General features: G+C 64.6%; 15 protein-coding genes and 1 pseudogene. 9 read left to right on the top strand and 7 right to left on the bottom strand.

The window, feature by feature from the left end; all coding sequences use genetic code 11:
* The first annotated feature begins 10 nt into the window (after window positions 1-10).
* The 4 genes from KYT87_RS22575 (at window position 11) to KYT87_RS22560 (ending at window position 4,032) form a co-directional block, all read left to right on the top strand.
* On the top strand, window positions 11-799 hold the full coding sequence (locus KYT87_RS22575; protein ID WP_046804426.1) for an ABC transporter substrate-binding protein: 789 nt from the start codon (window positions 11-13) through the stop codon (window positions 797-799).
* Window positions 800-830: 31 nt separating this feature from the next.
* Window positions 831-1,523, top strand: coding sequence for an amino acid ABC transporter permease (locus KYT87_RS22570; RefSeq protein WP_006222809.1), 693 nt, complete (start codon window positions 831-833; stop codon window positions 1,521-1,523).
* A 40-nt stretch (window positions 1,524-1,563) separates the two neighbouring features.
* The gene (locus tag KYT87_RS22565; RefSeq protein WP_370638785.1) at window positions 1,564-2,280 is read left to right on the top strand and encodes an amino acid ABC transporter ATP-binding protein; all 717 of its coding nucleotides are present in this window, start codon (window positions 1,564-1,566) and stop codon (window positions 2,278-2,280) included.
* A gap of 192 nt (window positions 2,281-2,472) precedes the next feature.
* Window positions 2,473-4,032: an acetolactate synthase large subunit gene (locus KYT87_RS22560; RefSeq protein WP_046804428.1), complete on the top strand. Its 1,560-nt coding sequence runs from the start codon at window positions 2,473-2,475 to the stop codon at window positions 4,030-4,032.
* A gap of 21 nt (window positions 4,033-4,053) precedes the next feature.
* Here the strand turns inward: KYT87_RS22560 and KYT87_RS22555 are convergent, their stop codons facing one another.
* Together KYT87_RS22555 and KYT87_RS22550 are read right to left on the bottom strand one after the other, a co-directional pair.
* Entirely contained in the window at window positions 4,054-4,782 is a 729-nt protein-coding gene (locus KYT87_RS22555; protein WP_219990886.1) for an ABC transporter ATP-binding protein, read from the bottom strand.
* Window positions 4,752-5,498 carry an ABC transporter ATP-binding protein gene (locus KYT87_RS22550; RefSeq protein WP_370638784.1) on the bottom strand — a complete coding sequence of 249 codons (747 nt, stop codon included), beginning with the start codon at window positions 5,496-5,498 and terminating at the stop codon, window positions 4,752-4,754. Before KYT87_RS22550 ends, KYT87_RS22555 begins: the two co-directional genes overlap by 31 nt.
* Here KYT87_RS22550 and KYT87_RS30085 point away from each other — a divergent pair.
* A pseudogene (locus KYT87_RS30085) lies at window positions 5,410-5,622 on the top strand (hypothetical protein); the annotation flags it as partial. The gene KYT87_RS22550 and the pseudogene KYT87_RS30085 sit on opposite strands and share 89 nt — an antisense overlap.
* Here the strand turns inward: KYT87_RS30085 and KYT87_RS22540 are convergent.
* The 5 genes from KYT87_RS22540 to KYT87_RS22520 all read right to left on the bottom strand — a co-directional run bounded on the left by KYT87_RS22540 (window position 5,551) and on the right by KYT87_RS22520 (window position 10,952).
* The gene (locus KYT87_RS22540) at window positions 5,551-6,708 is read right to left on the bottom strand and encodes a branched-chain amino acid ABC transporter permease (protein ID WP_255593439.1); all 1,158 of its coding nucleotides are present in this window, start codon (window positions 6,706-6,708) and stop codon (window positions 5,551-5,553) included. The pseudogene KYT87_RS30085 and the gene KYT87_RS22540 overlap by 72 nt on opposite strands.
* A 2-nt stretch (window positions 6,709-6,710) precedes the next feature.
* Entirely contained in the window at window positions 6,711-7,592 is an 882-nt protein-coding gene (locus KYT87_RS22535; RefSeq protein ID WP_104144568.1) for a branched-chain amino acid ABC transporter permease, read from the bottom strand.
* 25 nt (window positions 7,593-7,617) lie between these two features.
* A complete protein-coding gene (locus tag KYT87_RS22530; RefSeq protein WP_219990884.1) occupies window positions 7,618-8,778 on the bottom strand; it encodes an ABC transporter substrate-binding protein in 1,161 nt (386 codons plus the stop codon).
* Between the two features lie 81 nt (window positions 8,779-8,859).
* Window positions 8,860-10,404 (bottom strand): benzoate-CoA ligase family protein, encoded by a 1,545-nt coding sequence (locus KYT87_RS22525; protein ID WP_219990883.1) that lies wholly within the window; start codon window positions 10,402-10,404, stop codon window positions 8,860-8,862.
* Window positions 10,405-10,475: 71 nt separating this feature from the next.
* Entirely contained in the window at window positions 10,476-10,952 is a 477-nt protein-coding gene (locus KYT87_RS22520) for a DUF4863 family protein (RefSeq protein WP_046804435.1), read from the bottom strand.
* 201 nt (window positions 10,953-11,153) lie between these two features.
* Here KYT87_RS22520 and KYT87_RS22515 point away from each other — a divergent pair, with 201 nt between their 5' ends.
* The 4 genes from KYT87_RS22515 (at window position 11,154) to boxA (ending at window position 16,739) form a co-directional block, all read left to right on the top strand.
* A complete protein-coding gene (locus KYT87_RS22515; protein WP_046804436.1) occupies window positions 11,154-12,062 on the top strand; it encodes a helix-turn-helix transcriptional regulator in 909 nt (302 codons plus the stop codon).
* Between the two features lie 117 nt (window positions 12,063-12,179).
* On the top strand, window positions 12,180-13,868 hold the full coding sequence (boxC, locus tag KYT87_RS22510; protein ID WP_219990881.1) for a 2,3-epoxybenzoyl-CoA dihydrolase: 1,689 nt from the start codon (window positions 12,180-12,182) through the stop codon (window positions 13,866-13,868).
* Between the two features lie 114 nt (window positions 13,869-13,982).
* Entirely contained in the window at window positions 13,983-15,410 is a 1,428-nt protein-coding gene (gene boxB / locus KYT87_RS22505) for a benzoyl-CoA 2,3-epoxidase subunit BoxB (protein WP_006221121.1), read from the top strand.
* A gap of 54 nt (window positions 15,411-15,464) precedes the next feature.
* A complete protein-coding gene (gene boxA / locus KYT87_RS22500; protein WP_046804438.1) occupies window positions 15,465-16,739 on the top strand; it encodes a benzoyl-CoA 2,3-epoxidase subunit BoxA in 1,275 nt (424 codons plus the stop codon).
* The last annotated feature ends 12 nt before the right edge of the window (window positions 16,740-16,751 follow it).

Below are 16,751 nucleotides of genomic sequence, written 5' to 3'. Positions count from 1 at the left end.
GGGAAAAACGATGACATTCAAAGCCATTCTGCTGGGCCTGGCGGCCGCCGGCCTGCTGATTCAAACCGGCGCGCAGGCGCGCACGCTGGACGAAGTGCGCGCCGATAAAAGCCTGGCCGTCGTCACCACCGCATCGGCGCCGCCGCACGGGTTCAAGAATCCAAAGTCCAACCAGCTGGAAGGCATCATGGTGGACGTGGCGGCGGGCGTGGCCAAGCATCTGAAGGTATCGGACAAGCTGTCCGACGTGCCATTTTCCGGCCTTATTCCCACGCTGACGTCGGGGCGGGCGGACGTCATGTCGGCGCCGCTGTTCATTACCGAAGAACGCGCCAAGGCCATCGACTTTTCAGTCCCGGTCTACGGATGGGGAGAGGGCGTGGTAGTCAGCGACAAAGCGACCAAAAAGTACGCCAAATTCGAAGACATGCAGGGGCAGCGGGTAGGTGTGCTGGTGGATTCTGTCCAGTTCAACATGATCAAGGACATGCCGGGCACCAAAGTTACGACGTACCAGGACTATTCAACCTTGCTGGCTGACGTGCGCGCTGGCCGCGTCGACCTTGGCATCGTGGATCCCCCCAGCATCATTTACCAGATCCAGACCAAGAACATCCCGGGCGTGAAGCTCGATACGGGCTACCAGCCGCAACGCACGTGGCAAGTGGGCATGGCCGTGCAAAAAGGCAATACCGCGCTGCTTGAAGCCGTCAACAAGGCGATTGCCGACATGAAGGCGAACGGCGAAATGGCCGCCATTGGCAAGAAGTGGGGCGTGTCCGACCTCATCAGCAAGTAAGCGCCGTTACGGCACGGATAAGGAGCACGACTTGGATCTCGCTACGCTGCGCATGTACCTGACCCCGTTGGCCGAGGGCACGGTCTGGACCCTGGCGCTGTTTTTCTGTTCGGCTTTCCTGGCGGTGGCGTTGGGCCTGGTCGTTTGCTTGTGCCGCCTGTCGCCTTCGCGCCTGTTGAGCCGTGGCGCGCGGTTCTACATCGAGGTGATTCGCGGCACGCCCCTGCTGCTGCAATTGTTCTACATCTACTACGGCCTGCCCGAGATGGGCGTCGTGATCAATGGCTTTGTCGCCGGGGTGCTGGGCCTGACCTTGAACTTCGGCGCGTACCTGGCCGAACTGTTCAGAAGCGGCATCCAGTCGGTGGACACGGGTCAGTACGAGGCGGCGCGCGCATTGGGTCTGCGCAAGGTGCAGCGGCTGCGTCGCATCGTATTGCCGCAAGCGCTGCGCACGGTCTTCCCGGCTTTGGGCAACTACGCGCTGGTGCTGATCAAGGAGACTTCGCTGGTGGCCGTTATCAGCGTGTACGAATTGATGCGGGCGGGCGAGATGCTGGCCGGTGCGACCTTCCAGGCACTGACGGTCTACACGATGGTGGGGGTCATCTACTTCGCCATGTGCAGCGTGCTGTCGTACCTGTTCCGACGCTCTGAAAAGCGTCTGACGGTGCCGGGCTACTGGAGCGGCGCCGGCGAAAACCACGACATTTCCAAGGCTTGAGACGATGAATGCAACGACTGCCTTGGCGCCCATCATCACGATGCAGGGCGTCAGCAAATGGTATGGAGACTTCCAGGTACTGAACGACCTGGCCCTGGAAGTGACGCCCGGAGAAAAGCTGATACTTTGTGGGCCGTCGGGCTCGGGAAAGTCCACGACGATCCGCCTGCTGAACCGGCTGGAAGAGCACCAGAAGGGCCGCATCGTTGTCGACGGCATAGAGCTCAATGAAGACGTCAAGAACATCGAGCGCATCCGCGCGGAAGTCGGCATGGTGTTCCAGCACTTCAATCTGTTTCCGCATTTGACGGTGCTTGAGAACTGCACGCTGGCACCGCTGCTGGTCAAGGGCGTGCCGGCGGACGAAGCCCGGTCGCGCGCCATGGAATATCTGGAACGGGTGCGCATTCCGCAGCACGCTGACAAGTATCCCGGCCAGCTCTCGGGCGGCCAGAAGCAGCGCGTGGCGATTGCGCGCGCCTTGTGCATGCAGCCCAAGATCATGCTGTTCGACGAACCCACGTCGGCGCTGGACCCCGAGATGGTCAAGGAAGTGCTGGACACCATGGTCGCGCTGGCCAAAGACGGCATGACCATGGTCTGCGTCACGCACGAAATGGGTTTTGCGCGAGAAGTGGGGGATCGCGTCGTCTTCATGGATCAGGGAGCCATCGTGGAAGCCGACACGCCGGAGAACTTCTTCAATGCCCCCCGATCGGAGCGGGCGCAGGCATTCCTGGGGCAGATCCTGGGCTGATGTGGGCAGCGCTCATGCCTGCCGTCACGCCAGCGCTAATTCCGGCTGGCGGAACGCGGCGGCGATTTCCCGGAATGGTTCCATGCCCCCAACCGAAAATGGGTCTATCGCGTTTTTGATACGCTACCTATCATGCATATCAGGCGGGCGCGGATGCGCCCGCATCGCCATTGAAAACGACTAGGGAAAATCATGAACGGCGCTGACAGTCTCTGCGATACCTTGCTGGCCAACGATGTGGACGTGTGTTTTGCCAACCCCGGCACGTCTGAAATGCACTTCGTCGCGGCTTTGGATCGCAAGCCCCGGATGCGGTGCGTGCTGGGTCTATTCGAAGGCGTGGTGACGGGCGCTGCCGACGGTTACGCGCGCATGGCCGACAAGCCGGCCGCCACCTTGCTGCACTTGGGGCCGGGCCTGGGCAACGGGCTGGCCAACCTGCACAACGCCAAGCGCGCGCGTACGCCCATGGTCAATATCGTGGGCGACCACGCCACTTATCACGTGCAATACGACGCGCCGCTGACCAGCGACGTGGAAGGCGTGGCGCGGCCGATGTCGCATTGGGTCAAGCGCACGATGACGGCCGCTGCCGTGTCGGCGGACGCCGCCGAAGCCATTGGCGTGGCGCGGCAGGCGCCCGGCAATATCGCCACGTTGATCCTGCCGGCCGACACTGCCTGGACCGATCTGCCCGACAACGCGCCCGCGCCCGTACAAGTCAAGGATGCCGCGCTGGCCCAGACTTCGGCGGACGCCGTGCGCGCGGCGGCCGCGGCGATCCGTTCGGGCGAAGTGACCGTGCTGATGCTGGGGGGCGCCGCGCTGCGCGAACGCGCACTGAACGCCGCCGGGCGCATCGCCCGCGCGACGGGTGTGCGCCTGATGTCGGAAACGTCCAACCGCCGCATCGAGCGCGGCGGCGCGCGCACCCCGGTCGATCGCTTGCCGTATCCGATTGATCTTGCGGTGGCCAAGCTGAAAGACGTCAAACATCTGGTGCTGGCAGGGGCGAAGGCGCCGGTGGGGTTTTTTGCTTACCCCGGCAAGCCCAGCCTGTTGGCCCCGGCTGACAGCAATCAGGTGGTGCTGGCCTCGGCCGAACAAGACCTGGCCCACGCGCTGGAATGGCTGGCCGACGAACTGGGCATTGCCGCCGATGCACCGCGCCTGGCCACCCCAGCCGCCGCCTATGAGGTGCCGTCCTCGGGCAAGTTGACGGGCGCCGCCGTGAACATCCTGATCGCGCATACCTTGCCCGAGCAGGCCATCGTGTGCGATGAGTCCATCACGCAGGGCCGCGAATTTCCGATCTATAGCGCCAGCAGCGCTCCGCACGATTGGCTGATGCTGACGGGCGGCGCAATCGGTATCGGTCTGCCGCTGGCCACGGGCGCGGCCGTGGCGTGCCCGGACCGCAAGGTCATCACGCTGCAAGCCGACGGCAGCGGCATGTACACCTTGCAGGCGCTGTGGACGCAGGCGCGCGAAAACCTGGACTGCCTGACAGTGATCCTGGCCAACCGTTCCTACGCCACCTTGCACGGCGAGATGAAAAACGTGGGCGTGAAAGAACCGGGCCGCAATGCGCGCCGCATGCTGGATCTGGAAGAACCCTACCTGGACTGGACGCACCTGGCGCGCGGCATGGGCGTGGAGGCGGTCAGCGTGGATACGGTGGAAGGCTTCGCGCGCGCGCTGGCCGACGGCCTCAAGCGCCGTGGCCCCTTCCTGATCGAAGCCATCATCTGAAGTACGGCGGGGCGCGTACGTCTACACGCCCAGATAGCGCGTCAGCTGTTCCGGTTGCCGGGCCAGCGACGCGCTATTGCCGTCTTCGACTATCAGTCCTTTTTCCATCACCAGACACCGGTCGGTGTGTTCAAGCACCGCGCGATAGTTGCGGTCGACGATCAGCGTGGACATGCCGGTCAAGCGGATCTCGCGGATGATGCGCCAGATCTCGGCCACGATCAGCGGGGCCAGCCCTTCGGTGGCTTCGTCCAGAATCAGCAGATCGGGGTTGGTCATCAGCGCGCGTCCGATGGCCAGCATCTGCTGTTCGCCTCCTGATAGTTGCTGCCCGCCGTGGCCCAGCCGTTCGCGCAGTCGGGGGAAGGTCTCCAGCACGCGCGCGTAAGTCCAATCGCGCCCGCCGCGCACGCTGGCACGCGCCGCCACTTGCAGGTTTTCGCGTACGTTCAAATTTGGAAATATGCCTCGGCCTTCGGGCACGTAGGCCACGCCCAGTTGTGCAATGGCGTGGGCGGGCGCCCGTGTGCAATCGCGCCCGGCCACGCGCACCTGGCCGCGCGAGCTCTTGACCTGGCCCATCAGGCTGCGAATCAACGTGGTTTTGCCCATGCCGTTGCGGCCGACAAGCCCAACGGATTCCCCGCGCGCGATGTGCATGTCGACACCGCGCAGCACATGGCTGGCGCCGTAGTACACGTGCAAGCCGCCGGCCTCGATCAGCGCGTCGTGGTTTGCGATGGCGTGCATGCGGCGGCTCCTGGTGCGTGGGTGGGCTGGGCGTCTTCACCCAGGTAGGCGGTGCGCACGTCGGCGTTGGCGCGTATGGCCTCGGGCGGGCCGCTGGCGATGGCGGTGCCGTTGACCATTACCGTGATGGTTTCGGCGATACGAAAAACCGCGTCCATGTCGTGTTCGACCAGCAGGATGGCGTGGCCCGTCTTCAATGTTTGCAGCAGGTCCAGGATGCGGTCGGTTTCTTCCGGCCCCATGCCGGCAAGGGGCTCGTCCAGCAACAACACCTGCGGCTCGCCCGCCAGGCACATGGCGATTTCAAGCTGACGCTTGCGGCCGTGTGGCAGCAGGCCGGCCGTGCGCGTGGCATCGCCGGCAAGGCCGGTGCGTTCCAGCGCGTGGTGCGCCAGCTCGGCGCTGCGGCGGCAATCGGCGGCTGGGCGCCACCAATGCCAGAAGCGCTGGCGTGCCGCCTGCGCGGTCAGGCGGCAGTTTTCGAACACGCTTAATTCGGGGAATAACGTGGACCGCTGGTAGCTGCGGCCCAGCCCGGCGCGGGCTCGTTGCGGTTGGCGCCAGGCGGTAATGTCCTGTGCGCCCAGCATGACCTGCCCGCTGCTGGGCGCAAGCTCGCCGGACAGGATGTTGATCAGCGTGGACTTGCCAGCGCCGTTGGTGCCGATGACGGCGTGCACTTGCCCGCGCGCGAGCGACAGGGACACGCCGTTCACGGCGGTCAGCCCGCCAAAGCGCCGCGTAACGCCCGTGGCGGCAAGCAGAAGATCAGACATAAGGTTCCCCTTGGACGGGCAGGCGATCCTGCGGCAGGCGATCCTGCGGCAGGCGATCCTGCGGCAGGCGATCCTGCGGCAGGCGTCCCTGCGGCAGGCGGACCGTAGAGACGGCAGGCGCCCCTGCGGCAGGCGAACCTGCGGCAGGCGATCCTGCGGCAGGCGCCCCTGCGGCATGTGCGGCCGCGAGTCGCGCATCGCGGCGTTGTCGCCATTGCGCGGGCAGGCCCGCGATGCCGTTGGGCAGCAAGGCCACCAGCGCGATGATGGCGATGCCCAGCGGCAGATGCCAATGGCGCGCGTAGTCGCCAAACAAGGCTTGCGACTGGAACAGCTCTTGCATCAGCACCAGCGCCACGGTGCCGATGACCGCGCCGCCCAGGCTGGCCATGCCGCCCAGGATCACCATCAACAGCACCAGCCCCGATTGTTCCCAGGCCAACAGTTCCGGCGTGACAAAACCATCTTTCAGCGCGAACAGAAACCCCGCCAGGCCCGCCAACGTGGCGCCCACGACATACGCCGTCAGCTTGTAGGGATACGTGGAATACCCGGCCGCGCGCATGCGCTGCTCGTTGATGCGGATGCCCGCCAGCGCCGCCCCGAACGGCGAGCGCCGCAGCAGCGCCAGGAAGCCCCAGGTCAGGGCCAGGCAGGCGAGTACAAAAAAGTAGAACGTGGTGGCGTTGCCCAGGTCGAACGGCACCCAACTGCCCAACGCCAATTCGGGCCGGAAATACAGATAGATGCCGTCGCTGCCGCCGCCCACTTTGGTGTCGTGAAAGACGTAGTAAGCCATCTGCGAAAACGCCAGCGTCACCATGATGAAGTACACGCCGCGCGTGCGCAGCGCCAGCGCACCCGTCACCACCGCATAAAGCGCTGCCGCCAGCAGGGCCGCCGGCAGCAGCCACCACAGGCTTGCCGCCTCGGATTCCGGTGACAGCAACGCTGCCACGTAGGCGCCGATGCCGAAGAACGCCGCGTGCCCCAGGCTGACCAAACCGGCTCCGCCGACCAGCAATTGCAGGCTTAGCGCGAAGATGGCGTAGATCATGACCTTGATCGCCAGTCCGGTGTAGTAGTCGCTGCCGCTGAACGCGAAGGCAGCCAGCGCCAGCAGCGTTGCGATGGGAAGTAGTTTCTGCATGGCTAGCCCTGTTTGAACAGCCCTTCGGGCTTGCATAGAAGAATGAACGCCATCAGCAGATACACCAGCACGCCCGCCGCCGACGGAAACAGCACCTGGCCAAAGGTCTCGACAAAGCCCACCAGCATCGCGGCCAAAAAGGCGCCGCGTATGGAACCGATGCCGCCGATCACGACCACGACGAAGCAGATGATCAGCACGCCGTTGCCCATGCCCGGGTACACCGAGGACACGGGCGCGGCGATGGTGCCGGCCAACGCGGCCAACGCCACACCGGCCGCGAACACCAGCCGGTACAGCTTGTTGACGTCGATACCCAGCGACCCCGTCATCTCGCGGTTGCTGGCGCCGGCGCGCAACATCATGCCCAGCCGGGTGCGCGAAATCACCCAATACAGCAGCAGCGCTACCGCAATGCCGACGGCAGAAATGAACAGCCGGTAGACCGGATACGTCATCACGCCGCCCAGGGAAATGCTGCCTTGCAGCCACGCCGGCAGCGGCACGCCATGCACGTCGTTGCCCACCAGAATGCTGCGCAGTTCTTCAAAGACCAGGATCAGCCCGTAGGTCATCAGCACCTGCTGCAAGTGGTTGCGGTGGTACAGGTAGCTGAAGAAGGCGGCTTCCAGCACATAGCCCAAAGCACCAGCCAGCACCACACACACGGCCAGCGTGGTGAGGAAGCCGCCGCCCAGCCAGCGGTCCACCACCGGCCCCAGCGCAAACGCCATGTAGGCGCCGATCATGTAGAAGCTGCCATGGGCCAGGTTGATGATGCCCATGATGCCGAAGATCAGCGTCAGGCCGCTGGCCACCAGGAACAGCAGCAAGCCGTACTGGAATGCGTTCAGGCTTTGAATAAGCAGGATGCTGATGTCCATGGGGCCCTCCTGTGGCCGCGTCGCGTCAGAGCTTGCAGCCGCGGGCCGGGTCGGCCAGCTTCTTCACGGCGACGTCCACCACCTTGTTCGCCAGGCCGTCCACGCGCCGCAGGTAAATGTCCTGCACCGGGTTGCCGGCCGCCGACAAGGTGAACGGGCCGCGCGGGCTGTCCACCGTCGCCCCGCGCATGGCGCTGCGAAAGTCCGCCTTCTTGGCAAAGTCGCCCTTGACGGCCGTCAGGCCCGATTGCATGAGCTGCGCCGCGTCATAGCCCTGGACGGCGTAGACGTCGGGCGGGGCGTTGTAGTTCTTGGCGTAGTCGGCGCGGAACGCGTTGTCGCGCGGCGTGTTCAGGCCGTCGGCATAGTGCAGCGTGGTCAGCAGGCCTTGTGCGGAAGCGCCCTGCGCCTGCAAGGTGCCGTCGGTCAGGAAGCCCGAGCCATACAGCGGAATGGTCTTGTCCAGGCCGGCGGCGTGATAGTCCTGCACGAACTTCACCGCGCCGCCGCCCGCAAAGAAGGTGAACACCATGTCGGGCTTGGTGGCGGCAATCTCGGTCAGGAGCGATTGGAATTCCACGTTGGGAAATGGCAGGCTCAGTTCCTTGACGACCTTGCCGCCCGCTTTTTCAAAGCCTTCCTTGAAGCCGCCGATGGCTTCATCGCCCGCCGCGTATTTCCAGGTGATGGTGACGGCGGTCTTGTGGCCCTTGCCGTAGGCGACGGGGCCCATGGCGTAGGCGGGCTGCCAGTTGGTGAACGACGTGCGGAAGATGCCGGGGCCGCACAGCGGGCCGGTGATGGCGTTGGCGCCCGCGTTGGTCACGATCAGCGTGGTGTCGCTGTCCTTGGCGGCCTTGGCCAGCGCCATCGCAACGCCCGAATGCACCGTGCCGATCAGCACGTCGACCTGGTCGCGCTTGATCAGCCGGTTGGCGTTCTCAGCGGCCTTGGCCGGATTGGATTCATCGTCGACCTTGAAGTATTCGATGTCGCGCCCGCCCAGCTTGCCGCCTTGCTCGGCAACGTACAGCTTGAAGCCGTTTTCGATGGCGTTGCCCAGCGCGGCGTAGGTGCCGCTATAGGGCAGCATGAAGCCCACTTTGAGCTTGTCGGCGGCTTGCGCGCTGGTGGCGGCTAGCGTCAAGGCCGCGGCAATCGCAGCCTGGGTCAGGGCGTGGTTCATGGTTTGTCTCCGTGCTTATCATGGGCTGGCGCAAAGCCGGCCGGGGTTAGTCCGCGCGCCGAGAGTGTCGGCAAGCGGACTTCATAGCGTGGCTTCTTCCAGCTGGCGCAGCCGGAAGCGCTGGATTTTTCCCGTGGCGGTCTTGGGCAGTTCTTCGGTGAAGTCGATCTGGCGCGGGTACTTGAACGGCGCCAGATGCTGCTTCACGTAGTGCTGCAACGCGGCGCCGGTCTGGGCGTCGGGTTCGAAGCCGGGGCGCAGCACGACGTACGCCTTGGTCTTGACCAGGCCGTCGTGGTCGGGCACGCCGATCACCGCGGCTTCCAGCACGGCTTCGTGCTGCACCAGGATGTTCTCGACTTCAACAGGCGACACGTATTGGCCGCTGACCTTGATCATGTCGTCGCTGCGGCCGGCGTAGGTGTAGTAGCCGTCGGCGTCGCAGGTGTATTTGTCGCCGCTTTTGAGCCAGTCGCCCAGGAAGCATTGGCGCGTCTTGTCGCGGTTGTTCCAGTACATCAGCGCGGCGCTGGGGCCTTTGATGTAGAGGTCGCCGATGGCGCCCGGCGCGACCGGCGCGCCGTTGTCGTCACGCAGTTGCACCTCGTATCCCGGCACGGGCTTGCCGGTGGTGCCATAGCGCAGTTGTCCGGTCTGGTTCGAGATGAAGATGTGCAGCATCTCGGTGGAACCGATGCCGTCCAGGATCTCGCAGCCGAAGTGCCGCGTGAAGCGTTCGCCGATGTCGCGCGGCAAGGCTTCGCCGGCCGACGTGCAGACACGCAGCGCGACCTGATCGCGCGGCGGCAGGTCGGGCGATGCCAGCATGCTGGCGTACAAGGTGGGCACGCCGTAGAACACGGTGGGGCGGTGCCGCGTCAGCCGTTGGAAAACGGCTTGCGGCGTGGGGCGTTCGCCCATCAGGATGACCGTGGCGCCGACCGACAACGGAAAGGTCAAGCCGTTGCCCAGGCCGTAGGCGAAGAACAGCTTGGCGGCGGAAAACACGACGTCGTCTTCGCGGATGCCCAGCACGGGCTTGGCATACAGTTCGGCGGTGTGCCACAGGTTGCCGTGCGTGTGCACCACGCCCTTGGGCTTGCCGGTGGAGCCCGACGAATACAGCCAGAAGGCGATTTCATCAGACAGCGTGCGCACGGCGGGGGCGAGCGGGGCGTCGGCCCGCGGGGCGTCGGCCAGCAGGGCGTCAATGTCCTGTGTGGCCACCACATGCTCCACATCTGCCGGCGATTGCGCCAACGCGGCTTGCAGCGTTGGCAGCAACGCATCCGACACGAACACGGCGCGCACGCGGCTGTGCGTCACGATGTAGGCATAGTCATCCGGCGTCAGCAAGGTGTTGACGGCCACCGGCACTACGCCCGCGTGCAGCGCGCCCAGGAACACGACGGGCCAATCGACCGTGTCCTGCATCAGCAGCAGGATGCGTTCTTCGCGGCGCAAGCCCAGCCCGCGCAAGGCGCCGGCCATGCGCGCCACGCGTTCTGCCAGCTGCCCGTAAGTCAGCTGGCGGGTGTCGTCGATGTAGGCGGGCTTGTCGGCGCGTGAGGCGTTCAGCGCCGCCAGATGGCTGGCAAAGTTCAATTCTGCGGGGCAGGTGTTCACGGTTGTCTCCTGATGTCCTGGTGGGGCGCGCCCGGGCTATGTTTTTTTGTCGCCGGGCGGCAAAGCGGGGGCTAGCTGCCGGGCCGCGTGAACTCGATGGCGCCGCCGGGCAGCAGGTACAGCACCAGGGCGCGGCCTTGCGTTACGGTGGGGCTGTGCGCGCTGCCGGGGCCGTAGACCAGCCAGCCGGCGCCGTGGCCGTCAAAGCGGGCGTCGGCGGTCAGCGGCATGATCAGGTCGATTTCGCCATTGGGATGGGCGTGGTGCGGGCCGGCCAGGTCATCCATGTCCACGACATCCACCGAGCAGCCGCCCAGGTCGTCGGCCGGCTTGATGACGCGTCCGTAGCGGATGCCGCCGCCTTCGCGGTTGCACATCCAGCCGTCGGCCACGCCTTGCTTACAGGCGGCGAAGATCTGCTGGTACAGCGCGCTGGTGGGGCCGGCCTCGCGGTTCAGCTTCGCCTGCAACCCGGCATCCAGCGGCTCGTCGGCCACCAGCCGCGTGGCCGCTTGCATCAGGGCATGGAATTGATCTGGCGTGCTCACCGGGACTCCTCCTTTACACTGTCGGCGCTTTGGAATGCGGCATGAACTTCAGTGCCGCTTCAATGGCGCTTTATTGCCGCTTTAATGCGCGATGACCGCTTGGAACTGCTTGGAAGGAAAAATAGTGCTTCCATACGAAAGGGTCAAGCACTATAGTGCATAAAACAAGGCTTATCAGGGTATTTGCGGAGTCAGCCAAACATGAATCAAGCGCTAGATGCGGCGCCAACCGAACCCAGGCGGGAAGCTTTCCTGGTGGCTTTAGGCGAGCGGGTGCGCCGCCTTAGAGCCATACGCGGCATGACGCGCAAGGGTCTGTCGCAGGTGACGGGGGTGTCAGAACGGCATCTGGCCAATCTGGAACACGGGGTGGGCAACGCGTCTATCCTGGTGCTGTTGCAGATTGCGCGCGCCTTCAATTGCGCGCTGGCCGAACTGGTGGGCGACGTCACCACGGAGTCGCCCGATTGGCTGCTGATCCGCGAACTGCTCAGCGGCCGCACGGAATCCGACCTGCAACGCGCACGCGAGGCGCTGACCCAGCTGTTTGGCGTGGGGGCGGGCGCGCAGCGGCCCAACCGCACGCAGCGTGTCGCGCTGATCGGGCTGCGTGGGGCGGGCAAGTCCACCCTGGGCCAGATGCTGGCCGACGATCTGGGCTACCCCTTTGTCGAGCTGAACCGCGAGATCGAACGCGTAGCCGGGTGCAGCATTCTTGAAATCCATAACCTGTACGGCCCCAACGCCTATCGCCGCTACGAACGGCGCGCGCTGGAAGAGGCCGTGCAGATCTATCCCGAAATGGTGCTGGCCACCCCCGGGGGGCTGGTATCCGAACCGGCCACGTTGAACCTGCTGCTGGCCCATTGCTACACGGTTTGGCTGCGCGCCACGCCCGAAGAACACATGGGCCGCGTCATGGCGCAAGGCGACTTCCGCCCCATGTCGGGCAACAACGAAGCCATGGCCGATCTCAAGCGCATCCTTGCCGGGCGGGAAGCCTTCTACGCCAAGGCCGACCTGACGTGGGTCACCAGCAACCTGGAAGTCCAGGAAAGCTTTGCCGGCCTGCGCACCCAGGTTCGAAAGGCCTGCGGCCTGCCGCTATAAATCTGCACTTTTATGCATGTCTCGCTTGACGTGCGTTTTTGCCTGAACTAATCTGCACAATAATTCATGTGATGCAGTATTTTTCCTGTCCAGGCAGGGCGTACGAGGAGACACACCATGAGCAGCACCGCAAGCGGGCATGAAACCCGGCCCGAGGCCCGCGTTGATTTCCGCACCCGGCCCGACCTGTACCGCCACTGGCGCCTGACGTTTGACGGCCCCGTTGCAACGCTGGCCATGGACGTGGCCGAAGACGGCGGCCTGCGCCCCGGCTACAAGCTCAAGCTCAATTCGTACGATCTGGGCGTGGACATCGAACTGCACGACGCCCTGCAACGCATTCGCTTCGAGCACCCCGAAGTGAAAAGCGTGGTGGTCACCAGCATGAAAGATCGCATCTTCTGTTCGGGCGCCAACATCTTCATGCTGGGCTTGTCGTCGCACGCGTGGAAGGTCAACTTCTGCAAGTTCACCAACGAAACGCGCAACGGCATTGAAGACTCCAGCCGCCACAGCGGCTTGAAATTCATTGCGGCGCTGAACGGCGCCTGCGCGGGTGGCGGCTACGAGCTGGCGTTGGCCTGCGACGAAATCCTGCTGGTGGACGATCGATCGTCGTCGGTGGCCTTGCCCGAAGTGCCGCTGCTGGGCGTGCTGCCCGGCACCGGCGGCCTGACCCGCGTGACCGACAAGCGCCGCGTGCGCCATGACCACGCCGACATCTTCTGCACGCTGGTTGAAGGCGTGCGTGGCCAGCGCGCCAAGGACTGGCGTTTGGTGGACGACGTGGTCAAGCCCGCCCGCTTTGAAGAAGCGGTGCGCGAGCGCGCGCTGGCGCTGGCCGACACCAGCGACCGCCAGGCAGGCGAGCACGGCATTGCGCTGACGCCCATCGAACGCACCGAAACCCCCGATCGTCTGTCGTATCGCTACGTCGATATCCACCTTGATCGCGACAAGCGTCTGGCCACCTGGACCGTGCGCGCGCCGCAGGAACCGGTGCAATCCGAACTGGACGACATCGTTACGGCGGGCGCCGCGTGGTGGCCGCTGCAAATGGCGCGCGAACTGGACGACGCCATCCTGTCCATGCGCACCAACGAGCTGGACATCGGCACCTGGATCTTCAAGACCGAGGGCGACGCCGACGCCGTGCTGGCCGCCGACGCCGCGCTGCAACGCCACGCCACGCATTGGTTTGTGCGCGAAACCGCGGGCATGTTGCGCCGTACGCTGGCCCGGCTGGATGTCACGTCGCGCAGTCTGTTCGCGCTGATCGAACCGGGCTCCTGCTTTGTGGGCACCTTGCTGGAATTGGCGCTGGCCGCCGACCGCAGCTACATGCTGGACAACGACGCCGAACCGGATGCGCCCAACGCGCACATCGTCGTGGGCGAACGCAATTTCGGCGCCTATCCGATGGTCAATGGCCAAAGCCGCCTGCAACGTCGTTTCTATGAAGAGACCGCGCCGCTGGAAGCCGTGCGCGGCCGGGCCGGCCAGCCGCTGTCCGCCACCGACGCGCTGGACCTGGGCCTGGTGACCTACGCGCCGGACAGCATCGACTGGGACGACGAAGTGCGAATGATGCTGGAAGAGCGCCGCGCGCTATCGCCCGACGCATTGACGGGGCTGGAAGCCAACCTGCGTTTCGGTGGCAAGGAAACGATGGAAACGCGCATCTTCGGGCGCCTGACCGCGTGGCAGAACTGGATCTTCAACCGCCCCAACGCGGCCGGCGACAAGGGCGCGTTGAAGCTCTACGGAAAGGGCGAGCAGGCCACGTTCGACTGGAATCGCGTCTGAGCCCGGGCGGGCTTGGGATGCGGGCTAAAAGCGCGTACGAACAGTGCGTACCAAACGCGCGTACCAACAGCGCGGACCAAAGACGCGGACCCGAAAACAAACAAGGAGCGAGACATGTCTGGAATCAACTACACCGATAAGATCCCCAATAACGTCAACCTGTCCGGCGACCGCACCTTGCAACGCGCGCTGGAACACTGGCAACCCAACTACCTGCAATGGTGGCAAGACATGGGGCCGGACGGCTCGCACGGTTTTGACGTGTACCTGCGCACCGCCGTCAGCGTTGAACCCGACGGCTGGGCCAACTTCAACCACGTGCGCATGCCGGATTACCGCTGGGGCATTTTCCTGGCGCCGCAAGACGGCCAGCGCAAGATTCACTTTGGCGAAAACATGGGCCGCGACGTCTGGCAGGACGTGCCCGGCGAGCATCGCGCCAACCTGCGCCGCATCATCGTCACGCAGGGCGACACCGAACCCGCGTCGATTGAGCAGCAACGCCACCTGGGCCTGACCGCGCCGTCGCAGTACGACCTGCGCAACCTGTTCCAGATCAACGTCGAAGAAGGCCGCCACCTGTGGGCCATGGTGTATTTGCTGCATCGCTACTTTGGCCGCGATGGCCGCGAAGAAGCCGATGCGCTGTTGCAGCGCACGTCGGGCGATGCCGACAACCCGCGCATCCTGGGCGCCTTCAACGAAAAAACGCCGGACTGGCTGGCGTTCTACATGTTCACGTATTTCACCGACCGCGATGGCAAGTTCCAGTTATGCGCGTTGGCCGAGTCCAGCTTCGACCCGCTGGCACGCACCACGAAGTTCATGCTGACGGAAGAAGCGCACCACATGTTCGTGGGTGAATCGGGCATTTCGCGCGTGATCCAGCGCACTTGCGAAGTCATGAACCAATTGAAGACGGACGACCCGGAAAGCGTGCGCGCCGCCGGCGTGATCGACCTGCCCACCATCCAGCGCTACCTGAACTTTCACTACAGCGTCACCATCGATCTGTTCGGCGCCGACCAGTCTTCCAACGCCGCCATCTTCTATGGCTCGGGCTTGAAGGGCCGCTACGAAGAGTCCAAGCGCACCGACGACCATCAACTGAAGAACGACACCTACCGCGTGTTGACCGTGAACAACGGCAAGCTGAACGAGGTCGAGGTGCCCATGCTGAATGCGCTGAACGAAGTGCTGCGCGATGATTTCATCCGCGACTCCGTGGCGGGGATCGGCCGCTGGAACAAGGTCATCGAGAAAAGCGGCATCCCGTTCCGGCTGCACGTGCCGCACAAGGCGTTCAACCGCCAGATCGGCACGCTGGCCGGCATCCGCATGTCGCCCGAAGGCGAAATCCTGTCTGAATCGCAATGGCAGGCCAACAGCCACAAGTGGCTGCCCACGCCCGAGGACCGCGCCTTTGTGGCGTCGTTGATGGGGCGCGTCACCGAACCGGGCAAGTTCGCCAACTGGATCGCGCCGCCCGTCATGGGCATCAACCGCCAGCCGGTCAACTTTGACTACGTCCGTTTCAACTGAAGGCGAAGGGGGCGGCGCGCGCGTGCCGCCCGCCCGCGCATTGGGAAGACCGCGATGAACGCCCCATTACCCGTAGATGTGCTCAAGCAGCACCTGATCGACCCCGAGATCTGCATTCGCTGCAATACGTGCGAAGAAACCTGCCCGGTCGACGCCATCACGCACGATTCCAACAACTACGTGGTGGACCCGGACATCTGCAATGGCTGCATGGCCTGTGTGCCGCCGTGCCCCACCGGGTCGATCGATAACTGGCGGCTGATGGTGCGCAGCGAAGCGTATTCGGTGCAAGAGCAGTTCGGCTGGGAAGAACTGCCCAAGGAAAAGGCGCTGCCGGCGGCAAGCCCGACATCGACCCCGATCGAAGGCGCCGACACATCGTTGGATTCGCCGTTGTCGCAGGCCGCCGAAACGCTTGCCGCAGCGCCCGTGCAAGCGTCCTTCACCCCGGCCGGCGCGTCCGTGCCGCCGTGGTCGGCGGCGCATCCCTACGTCAACCTGTACACGCACAAGGCGCCGATGACGGCCACGGTGGTGGGCAACTACCGCGTGACGGGCGCCGATACCGAAAGCGATATTCACCACATCGTGCTGGACTTTGGCGAACTGCCGTTTCCCGTGCTGGAAGGGCAATCGATCGGCATTCTTCCGCCCGGGGTCGACGCCCAGGGCCGCCCGCATCATGCGCGCCAGTATTCATTGGCCAGCCCGCGCGATGGCGAACGCGCGGGCTACAACAATCTGTCGTTGACGGTAAAGCGCGTTACCGAAGACCACGGCGGCGCGGCGGCGCACGGCGTGTGTTCCAACTACCTGTGCGACCTGGCCAAGAACGATACCGTGCAAGTCATCGGCCCCTTTGGGCATACGTTCCTGATGCCGAACCACCCGCGCGCCAACCTCATCATGATCTGCACCGGCACGGGTTCGGCGCCGATGCGCGCCATGACCGAGCGCTACCGGCGCCGCATCGACTCCGGCGAAAACGGCAGGCTGATGCTGTTCTTCGGCGCCCGCACCGAGCGCGAGCTGCCGTACTTCGGCCCGTTGATGAAGCTGCCGCGCGACTTCATCGACATCAATCTGGCGCTATCGCGAGAGCCCGGCCAGCCCAAGCGTTATGTGCAGGATCTGATCCGCGATCGAGCGGCGCAAGTGTGCGATTTGCTAGCGGATCGCAACACCTGTATCTATGTCTGCGGCTTGAAGGGAATGGAAGTCGGCGTGCTGGACGCCTTGCGTGATGTGACGATGCAATCGGGGCAGGATTGGTCTATCCTGCACGAGGTGCTGCGCCGCGAAGGGCGCCTGCATTTCGAGACCTATTAGCGTCATTCACAG

Origin of the sequence: Achromobacter sp. ES-001 (genome assembly GCF_019448355.1) — a bacterium.
GTDB lineage: Bacteria > Pseudomonadota > Gammaproteobacteria > Burkholderiales > Burkholderiaceae_B > Achromobacter > Achromobacter spanius_B.
The sequence above is the reverse complement of the archived record's forward strand: the minus strand, read 5'-3'. Positions and strand labels throughout refer to the sequence as shown.